This is a genomic window from Pseudomonas sp. 3A(2025) (assembly GCF_054589175.1).
In genome coordinates this window covers 57907-75441 of the sequence record NZ_BAAILM010000057.1, presented here as the reverse complement: position 1 = coordinate 75441, position 17535 = coordinate 57907, and the positions used below count along the sequence as shown (strand labels likewise).

Annotated in this window: 15 protein-coding genes and 1 tRNA gene; 7 read left to right on the top strand and 9 right to left on the bottom strand. The window is 60.6% G+C overall.

The window, feature by feature from the left end:
• Window positions 1-7: 7 nt before the first annotated feature.
• Together ACYP2A_RS20860 and ACYP2A_RS20855 are read right to left on the bottom strand one after the other, a co-directional pair.
• Window positions 8-631: a YitT family protein gene (locus tag ACYP2A_RS20860; protein ID WP_459747763.1), complete on the bottom strand. Its 624-nt coding sequence runs from the start codon at window positions 629-631 to the stop codon at window positions 8-10.
• Between the two features lie 142 nt (window positions 632-773).
• On the bottom strand, window positions 774-1265 hold the full coding sequence (locus ACYP2A_RS20855) for an Lrp/AsnC family transcriptional regulator (RefSeq protein WP_459747762.1): 492 nt from the start codon (window positions 1263-1265) through the stop codon (window positions 774-776).
• A 191-nt stretch (window positions 1266-1456) separates the two neighbouring features.
• Here ACYP2A_RS20855 and ACYP2A_RS20850 point away from each other — a divergent pair, with 191 nt between their 5' ends.
• Window positions 1457-2818, top strand: a complete 1362-nt coding sequence (locus tag ACYP2A_RS20850; protein ID WP_459747761.1) for an amino acid permease — start codon at window positions 1457-1459, stop codon at window positions 2816-2818.
• Between the two features lie 167 nt (window positions 2819-2985).
• Here the strand turns inward: ACYP2A_RS20850 and ACYP2A_RS20845 are convergent, their stop codons facing one another.
• Window positions 2986-4647: an OFA family MFS transporter gene (locus tag ACYP2A_RS20845; RefSeq protein ID WP_459747760.1), complete on the bottom strand. Its 1662-nt coding sequence runs from the start codon at window positions 4645-4647 to the stop codon at window positions 2986-2988.
• 428 nt (window positions 4648-5075) lie between these two features.
• Here ACYP2A_RS20845 and ACYP2A_RS20840 point away from each other — a divergent pair, with 428 nt between their 5' ends.
• From ACYP2A_RS20840 to ACYP2A_RS20825, 4 genes are all read left to right on the top strand, one after another.
• The gene (locus ACYP2A_RS20840) at window positions 5076-7307 is read left to right on the top strand and encodes an AsmA family protein (protein ID WP_459747759.1); all 2232 of its coding nucleotides are present in this window, start codon (window positions 5076-5078) and stop codon (window positions 7305-7307) included.
• Window positions 7308-7321: 14 nt separating this feature from the next.
• Window positions 7322-8389: an A/G-specific adenine glycosylase gene (mutY, locus tag ACYP2A_RS20835; RefSeq protein WP_459747793.1), complete on the top strand. Its 1068-nt coding sequence runs from the start codon at window positions 7322-7324 to the stop codon at window positions 8387-8389.
• Window positions 8386-8658, top strand: coding sequence for an oxidative damage protection protein (locus ACYP2A_RS20830; RefSeq protein WP_459747758.1), 273 nt, complete (start codon window positions 8386-8388; stop codon window positions 8656-8658). Before mutY ends, ACYP2A_RS20830 begins: the two co-directional genes overlap by 4 nt.
• A 100-nt stretch (window positions 8659-8758) precedes the next feature.
• Window positions 8759-8834: transfer RNA gene (locus tag ACYP2A_RS20825), tRNA-Phe, on the top strand.
• A 266-nt stretch (window positions 8835-9100) separates the two neighbouring features.
• Here ACYP2A_RS20825 and ACYP2A_RS20820 read toward each other — a convergent pair.
• A complete protein-coding gene (locus ACYP2A_RS20820; RefSeq protein ID WP_459747757.1) occupies window positions 9101-9346 on the bottom strand; it encodes a type II toxin-antitoxin system ParD family antitoxin in 246 nt (81 codons plus the stop codon).
• A 498-nt stretch (window positions 9347-9844) separates the two neighbouring features.
• Here ACYP2A_RS20820 and ACYP2A_RS20815 point away from each other — a divergent pair, with 498 nt between their 5' ends.
• On the top strand, window positions 9845-10060 hold the full coding sequence (locus ACYP2A_RS20815) for a hypothetical protein (RefSeq protein WP_459747756.1): 216 nt from the start codon (window positions 9845-9847) through the stop codon (window positions 10058-10060).
• Window positions 10061-10435: 375 nt separating this feature from the next.
• Here the strand turns inward: ACYP2A_RS20815 and ACYP2A_RS20810 are convergent, their stop codons facing one another.
• The 5 genes from ACYP2A_RS20810 to ACYP2A_RS20790 all read right to left on the bottom strand — a co-directional run bounded on the left by ACYP2A_RS20810 (window position 10436) and on the right by ACYP2A_RS20790 (window position 15859).
• Window positions 10436-10741 (bottom strand): NIPSNAP family protein, encoded by a 306-nt coding sequence (locus ACYP2A_RS20810; RefSeq protein ID WP_459747755.1) that lies wholly within the window; start codon window positions 10739-10741, stop codon window positions 10436-10438.
• A 98-nt stretch (window positions 10742-10839) separates the two neighbouring features.
• Entirely contained in the window at window positions 10840-11679 is an 840-nt protein-coding gene (locus tag ACYP2A_RS20805; protein WP_459747754.1) for a suppressor of fused domain protein, read from the bottom strand.
• 113 nt (window positions 11680-11792) lie between these two features.
• A complete protein-coding gene (locus tag ACYP2A_RS20800; protein ID WP_459747753.1) occupies window positions 11793-14276 on the bottom strand; it encodes a TonB-dependent siderophore receptor in 2484 nt (827 codons plus the stop codon).
• 99 nt (window positions 14277-14375) lie between these two features.
• The gene (locus ACYP2A_RS20795; RefSeq protein ID WP_459747752.1) at window positions 14376-15362 is read right to left on the bottom strand and encodes a FecR domain-containing protein; all 987 of its coding nucleotides are present in this window, start codon (window positions 15360-15362) and stop codon (window positions 14376-14378) included.
• Window positions 15359-15859, bottom strand: coding sequence for a sigma-70 family RNA polymerase sigma factor (locus ACYP2A_RS20790; protein WP_459747751.1), 501 nt, complete (start codon window positions 15857-15859; stop codon window positions 15359-15361). Before ACYP2A_RS20790 ends, ACYP2A_RS20795 begins: the two co-directional genes overlap by 4 nt.
• Before the next feature lie 217 nt (window positions 15860-16076).
• On the opposite strand from ACYP2A_RS20790, the gene nhaA reads away from it, so the two are divergent.
• Window positions 16077-17273 (top strand): Na+/H+ antiporter NhaA, encoded by a 1197-nt coding sequence (nhaA, locus tag ACYP2A_RS20785; RefSeq protein WP_459747749.1) that lies wholly within the window; start codon window positions 16077-16079, stop codon window positions 17271-17273.
• The last annotated feature ends 262 nt before the right edge of the window (window positions 17274-17535 follow it).

The window sequence follows — 17535 nt, the reverse complement described above, 5'->3', positions numbered from 1 at the left end:
AGATGAATCAGGCCGAGTAACGGTCGGCTCTGTGGTTTTGCGCAATGATGAAATTCAGCAATACGGCGCCAAGCACCGAAAACAGCAAGACCGGCGCGCTGATGAAGCTCAGCGAGGCAAGCAGCACGCAGATATCCACCGCCATCTGCGACCAGCCCGCCTTGAAGCCATACCGGTCCTGAAGATACAGGGCAAGGATGTTAACACCACCCAGACTGGCCTTGTGGCGGAACATCATCAGGAAACCGACGCCCAGCAGCGCGTTGCCGATCAGGGCAGCATACAACGGCTGCAACTGGTCGATATGGATGAACTGGCCATGGAAATCGGAGAAGAACGACACCAGCCCCACCGCACAAAAGGTCTTGAGCGTGAACGCCAGGCCCATGCGCCGCAGGGCCAGGTAATAGAACGGCAGGTTGAGTGCAAAGAACGCCATGCCGAACGGTATCGCGTAGCTGTAATGCAGAAACAGCGCGATGCCTGCCGTGCCGCCGGTCATCACGCCAGCCTGGCGCAGCAACAACAGGGCGAAAGAGATCATCGCCGTGGCAATGACAATGGCAAAGACGTCTTCCTGGATCGAGTGCCGGGTCTTCAGGGGCTTTTCAGAGGCAACGGTGGTGGTCATGGTGCTGCTCGGGGCTCACATAATGAGCGCCAATATTAACCAATAAGACCATTACTCGCGAATATAGGATTATATATGCGCAAAATAAACATCCAACAAACAAATGACGCATCGTTTGCGCACACAAAAAGCTTTTAGTGCATCAAGACAGTGCAGCCTTGGCCTCTTCGGCCACAATCACCACGCTGTTTTCTTTTAAACGCTCCAGCACCACCGCCGTCTTGATATGCGCGACGCTGTCACTGGCGGTAATCAACTCCATCAGCCGGTTGAGGCTGTCCAGATCGGCTACCGCAACCTTGAGCGTGTAGTCGGCATCGCCGGTAGTTTTGTAGGCATCGATGATCGAATGCAGGCTCGCCACCAGCGACTGGAAGCGCTCGCGGTGCTCGGTACGGTGGCTGATCAGGCGCACCTCGATCATCGCCAGTACCTCGCGGCCCAAGGCCTGCGGGGCAATACGGGCGTGATAACCGAGAATCAGGTGATTGTGCTCCAGGCCGATCCGGCGCCGTGAACACTGCGAAGCCGAAAGGCCGACCAGATCACTGAGTTCCTGATTTGTCAGTCGGCCATTGGCCTGCAACAGCGTCAGAATTTTCAGATCGAAGTCGTCGATTTCATTTATTTTCATTAAGACGTTCGCCCACGCTTGATATGGATCCGGACCACAAAGCCTATCAGCTTAATTGAACTATCCGTGAGCCGACGCAGGGTGCAGAATCACGCCCCTGCAAAATGGCACCCGCCTTGCTATATCCACTTTCGTTCAGAAGAGCTCGGCAACCAGCGAGCCAATCCGTCATTCACACTCCGGGGATAACAATGACCCAACCTGCACAGCCTGAACCGCTAAAACGCGGTTTGAAGAACAGGCACATCCAGTTGATTGCTCTGGGCGGCGCCATCGGCACCGGCTTGTTCCTGGGCGTCGCGCACACCGTCAGCATGGCCGGTCCTTCGGTGATCCTGGGTTATGCGGTGGCCGGCCTGATCGCGTTTTTCATCATGCGCCAACTCGGCGAAATGGCCGTTGAAGAGCCAGTGGCCGGTACCTTCAGCCACTTCGCCAACCGTTACTGGGGGCCAAAGGCCGGCTTTATGTCGGGCTGGAACTACTGGGTGCTGTATGTGCTGGTGGGCATGGCCGAACTGACCGCCGTGGGCGTGTATGTGCAGTACTGGTGGCCGGATGTACCGACCTGGGCATCGGCGGCGATATTCTTCGTGATCATCAACCTGATCAACCTGACCAGCGTGAAGATCTTCGGCGAGATGGAGTTCTGGTTTTCAATCATCAAGGTGCTGGCCATCGTCAGCATGATCGTGTTCGGCGCCTGGCTGCTGGCCAGCGGCACCGGCGGCCCGCAGGCCTCGGTTGCCAACCTGTGGCAGCACGACGGCTTCTTCCCCCACGGTTTCAAGGGCCTGCTGATGGCCATGGCCTTCATCATGTTCTCGTTCGGCGGCCTGGAACTGATCGGCATCACCGCCGCCGAAGCCCAGGACCCGCAGCGCAGCATCCCGAAAGCCACCAATCAGGTGATCTACCGCATCCTGATTTTCTATGTAGGCGCCCTGACCATACTGCTGAGCCTGTACCCGTGGCAAAACGTGGTCACCGGCGGCAGCCCGTTCGTGTTGATCTTCCATGACCTGAACAGCAACTTTGTGGCGACCATCCTCAACGTCGTGGTGCTGACCGCCGCGCTGTCGGTTTACAACAGCTGCGTGTACAGCAACAGCCGAATGATGTTCGGCCTGGCCGCCCAGGGTAACGCGCCCAAGGCCATGCTCAAGGTCAACGCCCGCGGCGTGCCGATCAATGCGCTGCTGGTCTCGGCCTTCGCCACCGGCCTGTGCGTGCTGATCAACTACGTGATGCCCGGCGAAGCCTTCAAACTGCTGATGGCGCTGGTGGTTGCCTCGCTGGTGATCAACTGGGTGCTGATCACCCTCACCCACCTGAAATTCCGCGCCGCCAAGCGCCAGGCCGGCCAGGTCACGCGCTTCCAGAGCTGGGGCTATCCTGCGACCAACTACATCTGCCTGGCGTTCTTGCTGGGGATTCTGGTGATCATGTACCTGACGCCGGGCATCAGCAGTTCGGTGATCGCGATGCCGATCTGGCTGGGTGTGCTGGCGGCGGCTTACTACTTCAAGAACAAGGCAGCCAAGGTCCTCTGACCTTTTGTATCGCCCATAAAAAAGCGCCTGCAAGGGGCGCTTTTTTCATTTGGCTATACCGAACTCTGTAGGACCGACTTCAGTCGGGAAAGGCGCGATACGGTGTTAAGGCCCTTCGCGGCTGAAGCCGCTCCTACAACGATCTCCAATCGTTCGTAAATCGACGATCAGTTAAACAACACCGCCGTCTTCTGCAGCGTGACCCACACGCCCCACGCCAGCGGGATGCCCACCGCCAGCCAGGCAGCGATCACGAATGGCGCGCTGCCAGGAGCGGCTTTCCATTCCAGTACCGCAGCGGTGCCGGTGCTCTTGTCGTGACCGATGGCGCGCTCGGCGGCCAGTTCAGCGTCGGTCATGAAGTACTTGTCGGCCACCGGACGAATCAGCAGGTTGCAGACAAAACCCAGCACCAAGAGGCCTGCGAGGATATACAGGGTGATGTCATAGGCATCGGCACGCGCCACGCCATGGCTCAACTGGTACTCGCGCAGGTAGTTGACCAGTACCGGACCCAGTACGCCAGCAGCGGCCCAGGCGGTCAGCAGGCGACCGTGAATCGCACCGACCATCTGTGTACCGAACAGGTCGGCCAGGTAAGCCGGCACGGTGGCGAAACCGCCACCGTACATCGACAGCACCACACAGAACGCCGCGACGAACAGCGCGATGCTGCCCAGGTGACCCAGTGTCGGCACCGAGGCGTACAGCACAAAGCCCAGGGCGAAGAACACAAAGTAGGTGGCCTTGCGACCGATGTAGTCCGAGCACGAAGCCCAGAAGAAGCGCCCACCGATGTTGAACAGGCTCAACAGACCGGTGAAGCCTGCCGCGATGGCGGCGATGGCCTTGAGCTGGTCGGCGTTCAGTTCGCTGAAGGTCAGCGTGTTGCCCAGCAACTTGCCCGCAAACACTTCCTGCAACAGTGGCGAGGCCATGCCGAGAATACCGATACCAGCCGAAACGTTCAGGCACAGCACCAGCCACACCAGACGGAACTGCGGGGTTTTCCAGGCCACGCTGACGTGCACATGGCGGTCGGTGATCATCTGGTTGTTGGCTTTCTTGGCAGGAGCCGTCCAGCCTTCAGGCTTCCAGCCGGTCGGCGGCACGCGGTAGCCCAGCGCGCCGCCCATCATGAACACGAAGTAGATCACGGCCATGACCGCGAAGCTCTGCCATACGCCGACGCTGTCAGCGGTAGCAAAGTGATTCATCAATGCGGTCGCCAGCGGCGCACCGACCATCGCACCACCACCGAAGCCCATGATCGCCATACCGGTGGCCATGCCGCGCTTGTCCGGGAACCACTTGATCAGGGTCGATACCGGCGAGATATAGCCCAGGCCCAGACCGATACCGCCGATCACGCCCGAACCGAGCCACATCAGCCAGATCTGGTGGGTATGAATACCCAGCGCGGAAATCAGCAGACCGCCACACCAGCACAGTGCCGAGACGACACCGGCCTTGCGCGGGCCTGCGTGTTCCAGCCAGCCACCCCAGATGGCTGCCGAGCAGCCGAGGAAGATGAAGAACAGCGTGTAGATCCAGCCCAGCATCGAGATCTGCCAGTCGCAGGTCGAAGCGAACATCTGGGCAAAAAAGCCCATGTCGGGCGCGCAAGCAACGGGTTTGGAAATGCCGATGGCCTTGGACAACGGCAACCAGAACACCGAAAAGCCATACGCCATGCCGATACACAGATGGATGGCCAGAGCAGCCGGTGGAACCAGCCAGCGGTTGAAACCCGGCTTGGCAATAATGCGCTCTTTGGACAAGAACGCAGACGGGGCGGACGAACCACCCAACGCTGTGCTTGTACTCATTGTAATAACCCCAATGTAAGGAATGCTCGCAAGGACAATGACGCCGAAACCCCTTGGTTTTTCCTTAAAGGGAAGACCATGACGTTGTTATTCAAGGGGTTACGAAGATGTGGCAAAAAGCCGCATCTGCTCGACGATGGCGCAAGATTAGCACTTGTCGGGGACAGTTAAGTGTTTTTGTTACATGTTTTTTATTACGTGATCAATACGCTCTATCTATCGCGCAATAGATATAACCAATAAGCAGTAGTTGCCGAATCGCAAAGCGTTTTAATGCTGAAACATGCGTAAAGAGCATAGAAGGCTATAGCGGTTCGCGCCCGCCTTTTTCCACCTGACCGGCCATTACGGCAGCCGCGCCCGCCGTGGCGGCCAGATCGGTATACTCTCTGACCTGATTTCAACTGATTGACCACAAGGATCCGCTTATGAAAGCGTTCGGCAAAATTCTGGGGCTGTTTGTCCTCGGGTTGTTGCTGATCATCGTGGCTCTCGGCTTTGCCTTGACCCATCTATTTGATCCCAACGACTACAAAGACGAAATCCGCCAGCTGGCCCGCGACAAGGCCAATATCGAACTGACCCTCAACGGCGATATCGGCTGGAGCCTGTTTCCGTGGCTGGGCCTGGAACTGCATGAAGCACAGGTCGCGACCCTGAAGAACCCGACCCAGCCGTTCGCCGATCTGCAAATGCTCGGCCTGTCGGTGCGCGTACTGCCGCTGTTGCGCCGCGAAGTACAGATGAGCGATATCCGCGTCGAAGGCCTGAACCTGATCCTGCTGCGCGACAAGAGCGGCCACGGCAACTGGGAAGACATCGGCAAGCCGGTCAGCAGCACCGATCAGGCCTCCACCCCGCCCGCCGACGGCACATCGACTGCGCCTGCGGAACCTGAAAAACCTTCGCGGCCGCTCAAACTCGACATCGACAGCCTGACCGTCAACAACGCCCGCGTGCAGTACACCGACGAAGCCGCCGGCAAGACCTACAGCGCCGAGAGCATTCAACTGAGCACAGGCCCCGTGCGCGAAGGCTCGGACATCGCCCTCAAGCTCACCGCGTTCTTCAATGCCAACCAGCCTGTCGTACGGGCGCGCACCGAACTGGTCGGCAACCTGCGTATAGACCGCGCGCTCAAGCGCTATCAGTTCGAAGACATGCGCTTGTCGGGCGAACTGGCTGGCGAGCCGCTGCAAGGCAAGACCGTCACCTTCGTTGCCCAGGGCCAGTTGCTGGCAGATCTGACTGCCAACATCGCCGAATGGAACAGCCTGAAAGTGTCGGCCAACCAGTTGCGCGCCCTGGGTGAACTGCGCGTGCGTGAGCTGGACAAGACCCCGCAGGTCAGCGGCGGCCTGTCGATTGCCCAGTTCGACCTGCGCACCTTCATGGACGGCATCGGCCAGCCGCTGCCCGCCATGGGTAACGGTGCCCTGAGCAAGATCGAGATGGTCACCCGCCTGAGCGGCACGCCGACCAGCCTGATTCTCGATCAGCTCAACCTCAAGCTCGACGACAGCACTTTCACCGGCCGCATCGCCGTCGAAGATTTCGCCCGTCAGGCACTGCGCCTGCAACTCAAGGCCGACACCTTCAACGCCGACCGCTATCGCCCGGCCGAAAGCGAAACCACCAAGGGCACCAAGGCCGCGCGTCAGGCCGAAGTGCAAGGCAGCGAAGCCGCCGCCGTGGCCGGTGCCGGCACCACGCCGCTGCCTGAACAGCCGAGCAAGGCCGCCTGGAGCAACGACAAACTGCTGCCACTGGAGCGCCTGCGCAGCCTGGACGTGGAAGCCGACCTGAGCTTCGGCAAACTGATCGCCAACAAGCTGCCGATCGACAACGCCGCGCTCAAGACCCAGGCCGCGGGCGGCGTCATCCGCATCGAGAGCCTGCGCGGCGACCTCTACAACGGCAACTTCGAGGTCAAGGGCAACCTCGATGCCCGTCAGGACATTCCGGCCTTGAGCGTGCAGACCCGCGTGGCCAAGGTGCCGGTCGAGCGCGTACTGGAAAGCCAGGGCCAGACCCCGCCGGTGCGTGGCCAACTGACCCTCAACAGCGACCTGAGCGGCCAGGGCAACAGCCAAAAAGCGCTGATCGACAGCCTCGACGGCACCGCCAGCTTCACCGTGAACAACGGCGTGCTGGTCAACGCCAACCTCGAACAGCAACTGTGCCAGGGCATCGCCTTCCTCAACCGCAAACCGCTGAGCGGCGAGCCGCGCGGCAAGGACACCCCGTTCCAGCAACTGGGCGGCAGCCTGACGATTCGCAACGGCGTGGCCACCAACCCGGACCTCAAGGCGCGCATTCCCGGCCTGACCGTCAACGGCCGTGGCGACATCGACCTGCGCGTGCTGGGCATGGACTACCGCGTGGGCATCGTCATCGAAGGCGACAAGAGCGAGATGCCCGACCCTGGCTGCCAGGTCAACGAGCGCTATGTCGGTCTGGAATGGCCGATGCGCTGCCGTGGCCCGCTGGAGCTGGGCGCCAAGGCCTGCCGCGTGGAAAAAGAAGGCCTGGGCCAGATCGCCGCCAAGCTGCTCGGTGACGAAGCGCGCAACAAGCTGAACGACAAGATCGACGAAAAACTGGGCGACAAGGTCAGCCCGGAACTCAAAGACGCACTCAAAGGGCTGTTCAATCGATGAATGCTGCACACGCTCTGCCACCTGAGCAGTTCTCCCAGGCGGTGCTGGACTGGTTCGATGTCCACGGCCGCCACGACCTGCCCTGGCAGCAGAACATCAACCCGTACCGGGTATGGGTGTCGGAAATCATGCTGCAACAGACCCAGGTCAGCACGGTGCTCAACTACTTCGACCGGTTCATGGCCGCCCTGCCCGACGTGCAGGCGCTGGCCGATGCGCCGGAAGACGAAGTGCTGCACCTGTGGACCGGGCTGGGCTACTACACCCGCGCCCGCAACCTGCAAAAGACCGCAAAGATCGTCGTCGCCGAACACGGCGGCGAGTTTCCGCGCAGCGTCGAGCAACTGACCGAACTGCCAGGCATCGGCCTGTCGACCGCCGGCGCCATTGCCAGCATCAGCATGGGCATTCGGGCGCCGATTCTGGACGGCAACGTAAAACGCGTTCTGGCGCGTTATGTGGCGCAAGAGGGTTATCCGGGGGAGCCTGCGGTCGCACGCCAACTGTGGGCGGTTGCAGAGCGTTTTACGCCCCATGCACGGGCCAACCACTACACCCAGGCGATGATGGACCTGGGCGCCACGCTGTGCACCCGCAGCAAACCCAGTTGCCTGCTGTGCCCGCTGGAGCGCAGTTGCGAAGCGCACTTTCTGGGCCTGGAGACCCGCTACCCGATCCCCAAGCCACGCAAGAGCATTCCGCAAAAACGCACGCTGATGCCGCTGCTGGCCAATGCCCAGGGCGAAATTCTGCTCTACCGCCGCCCGTCTACCGGGCTGTGGGGCGGCCTGTGGAGCTTGCCGGAACTCGACGCCTTCGACGACCTGCAACACCTGGCCGACCAGCACGCACTGGCGCTGGGCAACCACCAGCAACTGCCGGGCGTGCTGCACACCTTCAGCCACTTTCAGCTCAGCATCGAGCCCTGGCTGGTTCAGGTTCAGGCATCCGCCGCCCGCGTGGCCGAGGCCGACTGGCTCTGGTATAACCTCGCCACCCCACCGCGCCTGGGCCTTGCCGCCCCGGTGAAGAAGCTGCTCAAACACGCAGCCGACGTATTGAATGCAGGAGAGTCGTCATGACCCGCACCGTAATGTGCCGCAAGTACAAACAAGAACTGCCAGGCCTTGAGCGCCCACCCTACCCCGGCGCCAAGGGCACCGACATCTACGAGCACGTCTCGCAGCAAGCCTGGGGCGACTGGCAGAAGCACCAGACCCTGCTGATCAACGAGCGCCGCCTGAACATGATGAATGCCGAGGATCGAAAATTCCTCCAGGCCGAAATGGACAAATACTTCTCCGGCGAGGAATACGCGCAGGCAGAAGGCTACGTCGCCCCCGAAAAATAAGGGGTTTTCTGGGTGTCGGACGTAAGCGCCGGTAAATAATCAGATTTTTTTCAAAAAAAGTTTGACGAGGTGCCGAAAAAGACGTTTAATGCGCCCCGTTGCCCAGATAGCTCAGTCGGTAGAGCAGGGGATTGAAAATCCCCGTGTCGGCGGTTCGATTCCGTCTCTGGGCACCATCATTAAGATTCAGATGGTGCATGCAGCATCTGAATGAACAAAAAACCCGCCTAGTGCGGGTTTTTTGTTGTCTGGGGTTTGGCAAATCCATCCCAAGTACACCACAAGACCTGTAGGAGCGCGCTTACCCGCGATTGAGTGCGCCAGCGCTCACAAAAATCGTCTAACCAATGAAAATTTACGACTGCCAACTCAGCCAGTCGCCCGCGTGCAGCCCAGACCAAGCGCGCCTCTACGAATCCGTGTCGCCGTTAACCGATCGCCATCACCCATGCGCTTTCAACATTCTGCCTTTGAATTCATCAGCACTGAACAGGCGAGGCTCCCCGCTTGATTCGCCCTCGTTCAAGGCAAGGCGAATAGCCTCAACCCCGGCGCTCCGAGCCTGTTCACCCCGGATAAGATCGCGGACGCACTCACTGTCGCTGGCATAGCGCCCCGCATCGATCTGCGCCTTGATCCAGGCACCCTGCTGATCGTTCAAGATGATGATTTTGCGCACGGCTGCCATGGTGTCCCCAAGCTTGGTTATCGGCGGCGCATGAAGCCGGCACAACCAATATCTCAGGTTGCACATCATCACGCTCGCGGTTACGGTTCGTCCGTCACTGCAAATTCAGCCGACCAACGATAGACGTACAGGTGCCCCCCCCCATGACGATTACAGGCGCTTTTTTACGCCTGCACATCCAGTTTATGGCAGCTGTGCGCAGGAGACCTTCGGGTCTGCCGGGTACCTATCGTCCTGGTCCGCGAACCCGCGCACAACTGCCACCCTTATTCTTTTCGCAGCAACTCCACCTGCGTCAGCGCAGAGCTGGCGCACGCAACTTATGGTAGCGCTGTGAGGGAGGGCTTCTGCCCTGTCGGGCTCCTTTTGCCCCGACCTTGCACACCCGCACAACGCTGCCGCCCTTCATGTACAAGTGATGACGGTAGCTCCATAACAAAAGGATTTGGAGAAACATGATCAAACTGCCAGGACGATTAATGCAGCAGGATCTGGTCGATGGGTGAACTATTGGGTGTACTGGCTGAATTTGTTTTCCAGGCAATTTGCTTCCCTATCGGCTGGCCCCCGATGAAGCTTCTCACCTTGGGAAAGTACCCTGCTAAAGGCTCCTGGTTTTCGGAAAGCCCGCCAGCCCAATGGACCTCAGCGATTGGGCTGGCTGTTCTGGTCATCGCGATGATGGCTGCGCTGAAGCAGTTCGTGCTGGCCTAGCAAATTGAATTAAAAAACACCGCCTGTAGGAGTGAGCGCAAGCTCGCGAATGCTGAGGTACAACCACCATAAATGTGCTGATTTTACGGACCCTTTCGCGAGCTCTACGCTCGCTCCTACAGATCCGGTGCCAGACGAAATATCGGCGAAAATCGTCTTAACTGATCGGCATTAGCCTGTAGGAGGGAGCTCTGCTCGCGATTGAGTGCGAAGCGCTCACAGAAACAGAAATAGATCACCACCGACCACATCGGCAAGCAGCACGGCACAATGACGGCCATTGCCTGGTATCGGCCCAGCAGCTCGGGCAAAGGCACGCTCTGCAGGCCTCGTCGCCTGCATAGCTTGCCTCCACAGGCTGACGACAGCCGGGCTTTATTCGAACACCGGTCGCATGAAGCTGCGCTCATAACTCACGATGAACTTCAGCTCATTGGCCTCATCCATCAATTGCATGCACACCGGATCTTGCGCCGCCTCCTGCCGATAACGCTCGTAATCGGCAAGGCTGGCAAAGCTGAACGAGCAATACGCAATATTGTTGGCGCCTTCGGACGGCATGAGATAGCCGTGGTGCTGGCCGCCAAAGTGTTTGACCAGGCCGATCCATTGACGCGCATAGCGCTCGAAGGCCGGCAACTGGTAGGGGTCGATGACGTATTTGAGGTGGCAGGTGATCACAGAATCAGTCCTTTGGGTTGGCGCGTAATTTCGATGCCTTGTATACGCCGGCCTCCTCGCTTTGGACAAGTCCAGCGCTTCGCACATTCAGCCAACCATCAAACAACACTGGCACGATGCAGGCTGCTCATATGCCCGATGCCCGCTGCCGCCAGACAGCTCACCAGCTCTTCGCGTGCCTCTCGTCCACCTGCACGCACATAGTCAAGCTCTGCCGCGGTGATCAAGACCACGGGCACCAACCTGACCGGGGATAAAGGCATGTCATCGAGTCGGTCAGGGAAATCCGGTTCAGGGCCGCCCAGCAAGACACCGATAGCGTCGTCAGCGGTCACGAAGTGTCCGGGCAGTTGATCGCTCAGGTGGTGTGACTGGCTGAACCCGGGAATCTCCAGCGATAGCGCACCGTGCTGGTCAAGCTGGGCGGTGATGCCGCCAGCGTCTGCCACGGTCCTGGCAACGTTCTCCACCAGCTCGAAAGCCCAACTGCGCTTCAAGGGATCGACTTCGCCCACGGCGCCGCGAGCATGCTCGGGGATATCGGCGGTTTCCACGAACAGTTCCATCTCGAAACCATTGCCCATCCCTTCAGTGTCGTCGAAGGGGTCTGACAGGCCCTCGGTGGCGATGATGACGGCATCGCCACGGCGAATCACGCGGTAGGCCTGGCGGGTCGAGGGCCAGTGAGGGCCGCCCGAAAAGCTCGGGCTGATGAGGTAGGAAAGGACATCGCGCTCGACAGTGCCAACAGCCCCCCAATGACGGTCCAGGCACGCTGCGCTGGCTTGCCGGGCGGCCTGGTTGGCCGCGTCAGCGTCCGCCTCAGCCGGGGTGTCAGGAGCCATCGGCTCATGCAGCTCGGCGGGCGGCGGTGGGGTCTGGACGTCCTGGGTTGCAGGTCGTTTCAACGATTCGAGAAGCTTCTTGAGGAAATTCATGCGCGTTCCTTGCCGGGTTTCGGCTCCTGCTGGTCAGGATATGAAACGCAAAAAGCTGCTTCGTTCCTGTACGGCCCGTGTGCAAGCGGTTGAGTCCGCGCAGATCCCCCCTATCAGAACTGATAACTGAGCGTCGCACTCACATTGCGCTCTTCGCCCACGTAGCAGTAGCTCAGGCTGGCGCAGGAGGCGATGTAGGATTCATTGGTGAGGTTGTTGGCATTGACCCGCACGTCCAGGCCCTTGAGCCCCACCTTGCCCAGGTCGTACCCGACCGACGCGTCGTAGAGCGTGTAGGACGGCACCTTCATCGTGTTTTCGGCGTCGGCCCAGCTGTACCCCACGTAGCGCACACCCGCGCCCAGGCGCAGGCCGTCGAGTGCGCCACTGTTGAACGCGTAATCGCCCCAGAGTGACGCCATGTGTTTCGGTGCCTGGGTCGGCGAATGGCCTTGGTTCTCGATAACATTGTCCGCTGTGCTGAGCGTGCTGGGCATGGACTTCGAATATTCGATGTCGGTCAGCGTGTAGCTGCCCAATAGTTTGAATTGCTCACTCAGTTGCAGGTGTGCTTCAAGCTCCAGCCCTTGTGATCGCACGGCGCCGATAGGCCGGTAGAAGTTCTCCTGAGGCAGTTTGGAGGCGAGGTTTTCCTGCTCGATGCGAAACACCGACGCCGTGAACAGGTCGTCCGTGCCTGGCGGCTGGTATTTGATCCCGGCCTCCCACTGCTTGCCGTCCGTCGGCGCCAGGGGATTGCCGGCGCTGTCGGAATACGAGTTCGGGTTGAAGGATTCCGAATAACTCAGGTAAGGCGCCAGGCCGTTGTCGAACAGATACAGCACGCCTGCCCGGCCCGTGGTCTTGGTGCGTTTATCCTGGCGCTCGGTGCCTACCGGTCGCCCCGCTTCGGCCAGTCGATTTTCATCCGAGGTCTCGACCCAGTCGTGCCGCAGACCCAGCGAGATGCGCCACTGGTTCCACTCGATAAGGTCCTGAGCGTAAACGCCGGTTTGCTCCAGGCGGCGCAGGTAGCGGGTAGGGTCGTAATAGCTGATCGCGTCATTACCATACACAGGCTCGAAGCCGTTCAGGGGGGCAACCGCGCCGCTGGTCCAGTCCACGACGGTCTTGCGCCGCTGGTAGTCCGCCCCGAACAGCAACGTGTGCTTGGCATTGCCGGTGAAGAAATCGGCCTGCAGCATGTTGTCGATGATGAACGCATGCAGACGCTCGTCGCCGCTTGAGTAATAGCGGTTCAGCTCGTTGCTGGTGGGCGTCGTCCAGCCATAGGCGTAGACCTGATCGAGTTCGACTTTCGACTCTTGGTAGCGGAAGTTCTGCCGGGCGGTGAAGACATCGTTGAGGCGATGCTCGAACTGATAACTGAAGGCCTGCTGATCCCGGCTGAAACCGTCGACACCGGGTTCGCCATCGAAGAAGTGCTCGGAGATACGCCGGCCATTGCGCTGGTGCAGGCTGCCATCGGCTGGAATGCCGCCGTGATAACCGCCCTCGGGATCGTGCTGCAGGTAGGCCTGTAGCGTCAGCGAGGTGTCTTCGGTGAAGTCGATGCTGACGGTCGGCGCCAGCGCGTAGCGTTTTTCTTCGGCATGATCGAACTGTGTGTCAGACCGGTCGACCAGGCCGGTCAAGCGATAGGCCACGCGCTTGTCGTCATCGACCGGGCCGCTGAAATCGAACCCCAGGCCGCGCTGCCCCTGGGTGCCGACGGTGGCCTGGATCTGGTGATAAGGCGTGAACAGCGGCTTCTTGCTGGTCAGCGCCACCAAGCCACCGGGCGAGCTGCGACCGTAAAGCACCGACGAAGGCCCCTTGAGGATATCGACCCGCTCAAGAAAGTAAGGGTCTACCTGCATGGTGCTGTAGGTGCCGCTGTCGCCCATCGACTTGAGGCCGTCGAGGTAGATGTTATCCACAGAGCCGTCGTTGAAGCCGCGCAGGGCGACGTAATCGTAGCGGTGGGTGGCACCGTAAGGGTTGGTCAGAACGCCTGGGGTATAGCGCATGGTCTGGGCGACGGTCTGCGAGCCTTGATCGTCCATTTGCTGGCGTGTCACCACGGAAACCGACTGCGAGGTTTCCAGCAGCGCGGTGCTGGTCTTGGTGGCGATCTGGCTGTGCGTGGCGTTATAGCCATCGACGCTGCCCAGCGCGTTGCCCAGCGCAAAGCCGCGAATATCCGTGGTGGGCAGGGACATGGGTTCGTTTGCCACACGGGTGAGCACGTAACGGCTGCCGTCCGCAGAGACCGCTTGCAAAGGGTTGCCACCCAGCAGGATCGTCAGGCCCTGCTCGACCGAATAGCTGCCCTGCAACCCCGGCGATTGCAGGCCTTGCGTCTGCTGAGGGGTGGCCGAAAGGGTGATGCCCGCCTGCCGTGCGAATTGATTCAACGCCTCGCTCAGCGGCGCAGGCGCAATCGAATAACTGCGCGTGCTTGCAGCCACCGCTGGCGCCTCCTGAGCCAGAGCCGACGCCGGCAGAACAACCGCGCCCATAGCAGTGGTCAGTGCAGCAAGGCGAATCGCAGCACCCAGCGTGTTGCGGTGTGGGGCGCGAAGGGGCGAAGACATCAATTGCCGGATCATTGAGGGTTCCGTGAGCAGGTGGGTCAAGAGGGGGTGATTTCTCTTAGCCGGCCAAGCGTGAAAAACCCGCCAAAAAAAACCGGATCAGGCCTGATGCCGCGACTGCTTGCTCAAGGTGACCCACCACGGCGTGCGGTAGCGCACCTCAACGGGCAGCGTTTGCGGCAGCACCGCCAGCAGTTTGTCGGTGTCTTCGAGACGAAATACCCCGGACAGCTGCCAATCGGCGATGTCGTCGGTACAGGCCAGATGGCCCCTGCGGTAGCGCGCCACCTCGGACAGAAACGCTGCGAGGCACATGCCGCGCGTGACGATCAAGCCGTCGACCCAGGCCATGGCGTCCATTTCCGGCTGCTGGACGAGGGTCGCCTGCGTGGCGCTGACCGAGTAATTCTGGCCGGCCCGAACCTCGACAGGGCTGGCGCCGAGCAGCCGGACCAGCACCTGGCCGGCGCTGACGCTGAGCCGGGTTCTGTCGCTGTCCTGACGCACGACAAAACGTCCGCCCAGGGTTTCGAACAGTGCCTGCCGGCTGCGTACGAGCAAGGGCCGCGAAGGTGTATCAAGGGTCACCAGAATTTCGCCCCGAACCAGACGGATCAGCGGCTGTAGACCGCTGAAGTCCTGGTCCACCGCGCTGTCGGTATTGAGCTGCAACTGCGTGCCATCGGCCAGACGAAAGCGGCCACGCTGCCCGACCCCGGTGGCGTAATCGGCGCGCCACTGCTGCACCGGCGCCAGGTCGCGAGCCAACCAGCCCGCCGAGCCGAGCACCGCGACGCCTGACAACAGCGTCAAGGCCCGCCGGCGGCTGAGCCGTTGTGTGCCCTGCTCCAGCGCCTCCAGGGCTGCGCCCGAAACCGGCAGCGCCTGAAACTGCGTGTTCAGCTCGCCGTTGAGGGTCAGGACACGTTGCCATGCGCACTCATGCTCGGGGCTCTGTGCCCGCCAGCGTTCGCACTGTTGGTACACCGACGCATCGACCGGGCGCGCTTGCAGGCGCAACGACCACTGGATAGCCTGGCGCACGACCTGCCGCGAAGGCTGATCCGGGGAAGCCGCCGGGTTCACGTGCCGTACCGCAACTGATAGCAATGATAAAGCGCATCGGCGACATAACGCTCTACCGAGCGCAGCGAAACCCCCATCTGCGCGGCAATCTGCTGATGGGGCATGCCCTCGCACTGAGCCAGCAGAAATGCACGCCTGACCTTGGGTTTCAGGCCATCGAGCATCCGCGCAATGCTTTCGAGCAGTTCGAAGACCAGCTCACGCGATTCCGGAGACGGCGATTCGAGTTCCGGGCGCAGGGCAAGGGCCTCCAGATAAGCGCGCTCGATTTCCTCACGGCGCCAGTGGTCGACGACCAGTCCTTTGGCGACTGTCCTCAGGAAAGCACGTGGGGCTTTCAATTCCAGCCGTTCGGGCCGGTTGAGCAGGCGCATGAAGGTGTCCTGCACCAGGTCCGCCGCGTCCGCGGCATTGTCCAGCCGGCTGCGCAGCCAGGCATGCAGCCAGCGGTGATGGTCGATATAGAGCGTATGCACACCCTGATGATGAGAAGGCATGAGGCGCGCCCCGGTGGTACGCAAATGATAATAAGTCGCATTGTGTTGAAGCGCCGAATCAATTGCAACCGTTGGCCCAATCTTGCCCGCGCCATCCTTTTGCTATGGCTACATCGCCTTGCGTATGTAAAATGTGACCTTGGGTGTCACCGCATGATGCGGCAGGGCAGGTTAAATCGAGCATGGGTCGGGCCGCCTGTGCGGAGCCCGCGCGCCTATGAGCCTGGATCCCGTACGTCAAGACAAAACCTCTTCCCCTTCTGCCACGGCCTTTTTGGCCCGGTTTTTCGCGGCCGAGTCGGCAGGTGGCCTGACCCTGATGGCAGCCGCTTTGGCGGCGCTGATCGTGGCCAACTCCCCGCTGTCGGCCGCCTATTTCTCGACCCTGCATACCTACGTCGCCGGGCTGTCGATCTCGCACTGGATCAACGACGGCCTGATGGCGATCTTTTTCCTGCTGGTGGGCCTGGAGATCAAGCGAGAAATGCTGGTCGGTCAACTGGCCAGTTGGGGCCAGCGGGCACTGCCGGGCCTGGCGGCGCTGGGCGGGATGATCATGCCGGCGCTGATCTATATCGCGATCAATCAGGACAATGCGCAAACCCTGGGCGGCTGGGCGATTCCGGCCGCCACCGACATCGCCTTTGCGCTGGGCGTGCTGTCGCTGCTGGGCAAGCGCGTGCCCTTGTCGCTGAAGGTCTTTTTATCGGCCCTGGCCATCCTCGACGACCTGGGCGCGGTGCTGATCATCGCCCTGTTCTACACCAGCGACTTGTCGATCAACATGCTGCTGGCGTCGCTGGGCGTGATCGCAGCGTTGGTGGCGCTCAACCGCTTTGGCGTAAAAAGCCTGATCCCCTACCTGCTGGCCGGCGCGCTGCTGTGGTTTCTGATGCTGCAGTCGGGCATCCATGCCACGCTGGCCGGCGTGATTCTGGCCCTGTGCATTCCAATGGGCAATGCGGATGACGAGCGCCGCTCGCCGCTGCTCTCGCTCGAAGGCAAGCTGCACCCCTGGGTGGCGTTTGCGATCGTGCCGATCTTCGGCTTCGCCAATGCTGGCGTCTCGCTGGCCGGCATCACGCCTGACAACCTGGTCGACCCGGTGCCGCTGGGCGTCGCGCTGGGGCTGGTACTGGGCAAACAACTGGGCGTATTCGGCTTCTCGGCGCTGGCCATTCGCATGGGCATGGCCAACCTGCCTGAAGGCGCCAGCTGGCGTCAGCTGTATGGCGTGGCCCTGCTGTGCGGCATCGGTTTCACGATGAGCTTGTTCATCGGCGCACTGGCCTTTGCCAACTCGGCGCACCTGGTCGATGAAGTCAAAGTCGGCGTACTGCTGGGTTCTGTAGTGTCGGCCATTCTTGGCGTGCTGGTCCTGCTCAGGGCCGCCCGCCAGAAACAGACGGCTTAAGCTTTGCTCCGGACCGCTTCAAAGTGCGACCTGCGAGGGTCGCACGACAGCACATAGTTTGAATAAACGCCTGGCAATCAATTAACCGGATGCATGAGACGTATAGGGCGTTCTTGTATAAAACTGATATGAATCAATAGTTTGATTTTCAAGACTTCATACTATTGAAACAATGCTCCACCAAGATGCTCCGTCGCACCCGCCCCGCCTGCCGAAAACGCCCGCAAAGCGCCGGTTTTCCAACACTGTGACGAAACGCTGA

Bases quoted from the DNA above. Each gene is read 5' to 3' on its own strand.
- ACYP2A_RS20860 (WP_459747763.1), bottom strand. From the start codon at position 631: ATGACCACCACCGTTGCCTCTGAAAAGCCCCTGAAGACCCGGCACTCG.
- ACYP2A_RS20855 (WP_459747762.1), bottom strand. From the start codon at position 1,265: ATGAAAATAAATGAAATCGACGACTTCGATCTGAAAATTCTGACGCTG.
- ACYP2A_RS20850 (WP_459747761.1), top strand. From the start codon at position 1,457: ATGACCCAACCTGCACAGCCTGAACCGCTAAAACGCGGTTTGAAGAAC.
- ACYP2A_RS20845 (WP_459747760.1), bottom strand. From the start codon at position 4,647: ATGAGTACAAGCACAGCGTTGGGTGGTTCGTCCGCCCCGTCTGCGTTC.
- ACYP2A_RS20840 (WP_459747759.1), top strand. From the start codon at position 5,076: ATGAAAGCGTTCGGCAAAATTCTGGGGCTGTTTGTCCTCGGGTTGTTG.
- ACYP2A_RS20830 (WP_459747758.1), top strand. From the start codon at position 8,386: ATGACCCGCACCGTAATGTGCCGCAAGTACAAACAAGAACTGCCAGGC.
- ACYP2A_RS20820 (WP_459747757.1), bottom strand. From the start codon at position 9,346: ATGGCAGCCGTGCGCAAAATCATCATCTTGAACGATCAGCAGGGTGCC.
- ACYP2A_RS20815 (WP_459747756.1), top strand. From the start codon at position 9,845: ATGGGTGAACTATTGGGTGTACTGGCTGAATTTGTTTTCCAGGCAATT.
- ACYP2A_RS20805 (WP_459747754.1), bottom strand. From the start codon at position 11,679: ATGAATTTCCTCAAGAAGCTTCTCGAATCGTTGAAACGACCTGCAACC.
- ACYP2A_RS20800 (WP_459747753.1), bottom strand. From the start codon at position 14,276: ATGTCTTCGCCCCTTCGCGCCCCACACCGCAACACGCTGGGTGCTGCG.
- ACYP2A_RS20790 (WP_459747751.1), bottom strand. From the start codon at position 15,859: ATGCCTTCTCATCATCAGGGTGTGCATACGCTCTATATCGACCATCAC.
- nhaA (WP_459747749.1), top strand. From the start codon at position 16,077: ATGAGCCTGGATCCCGTACGTCAAGACAAAACCTCTTCCCCTTCTGCC.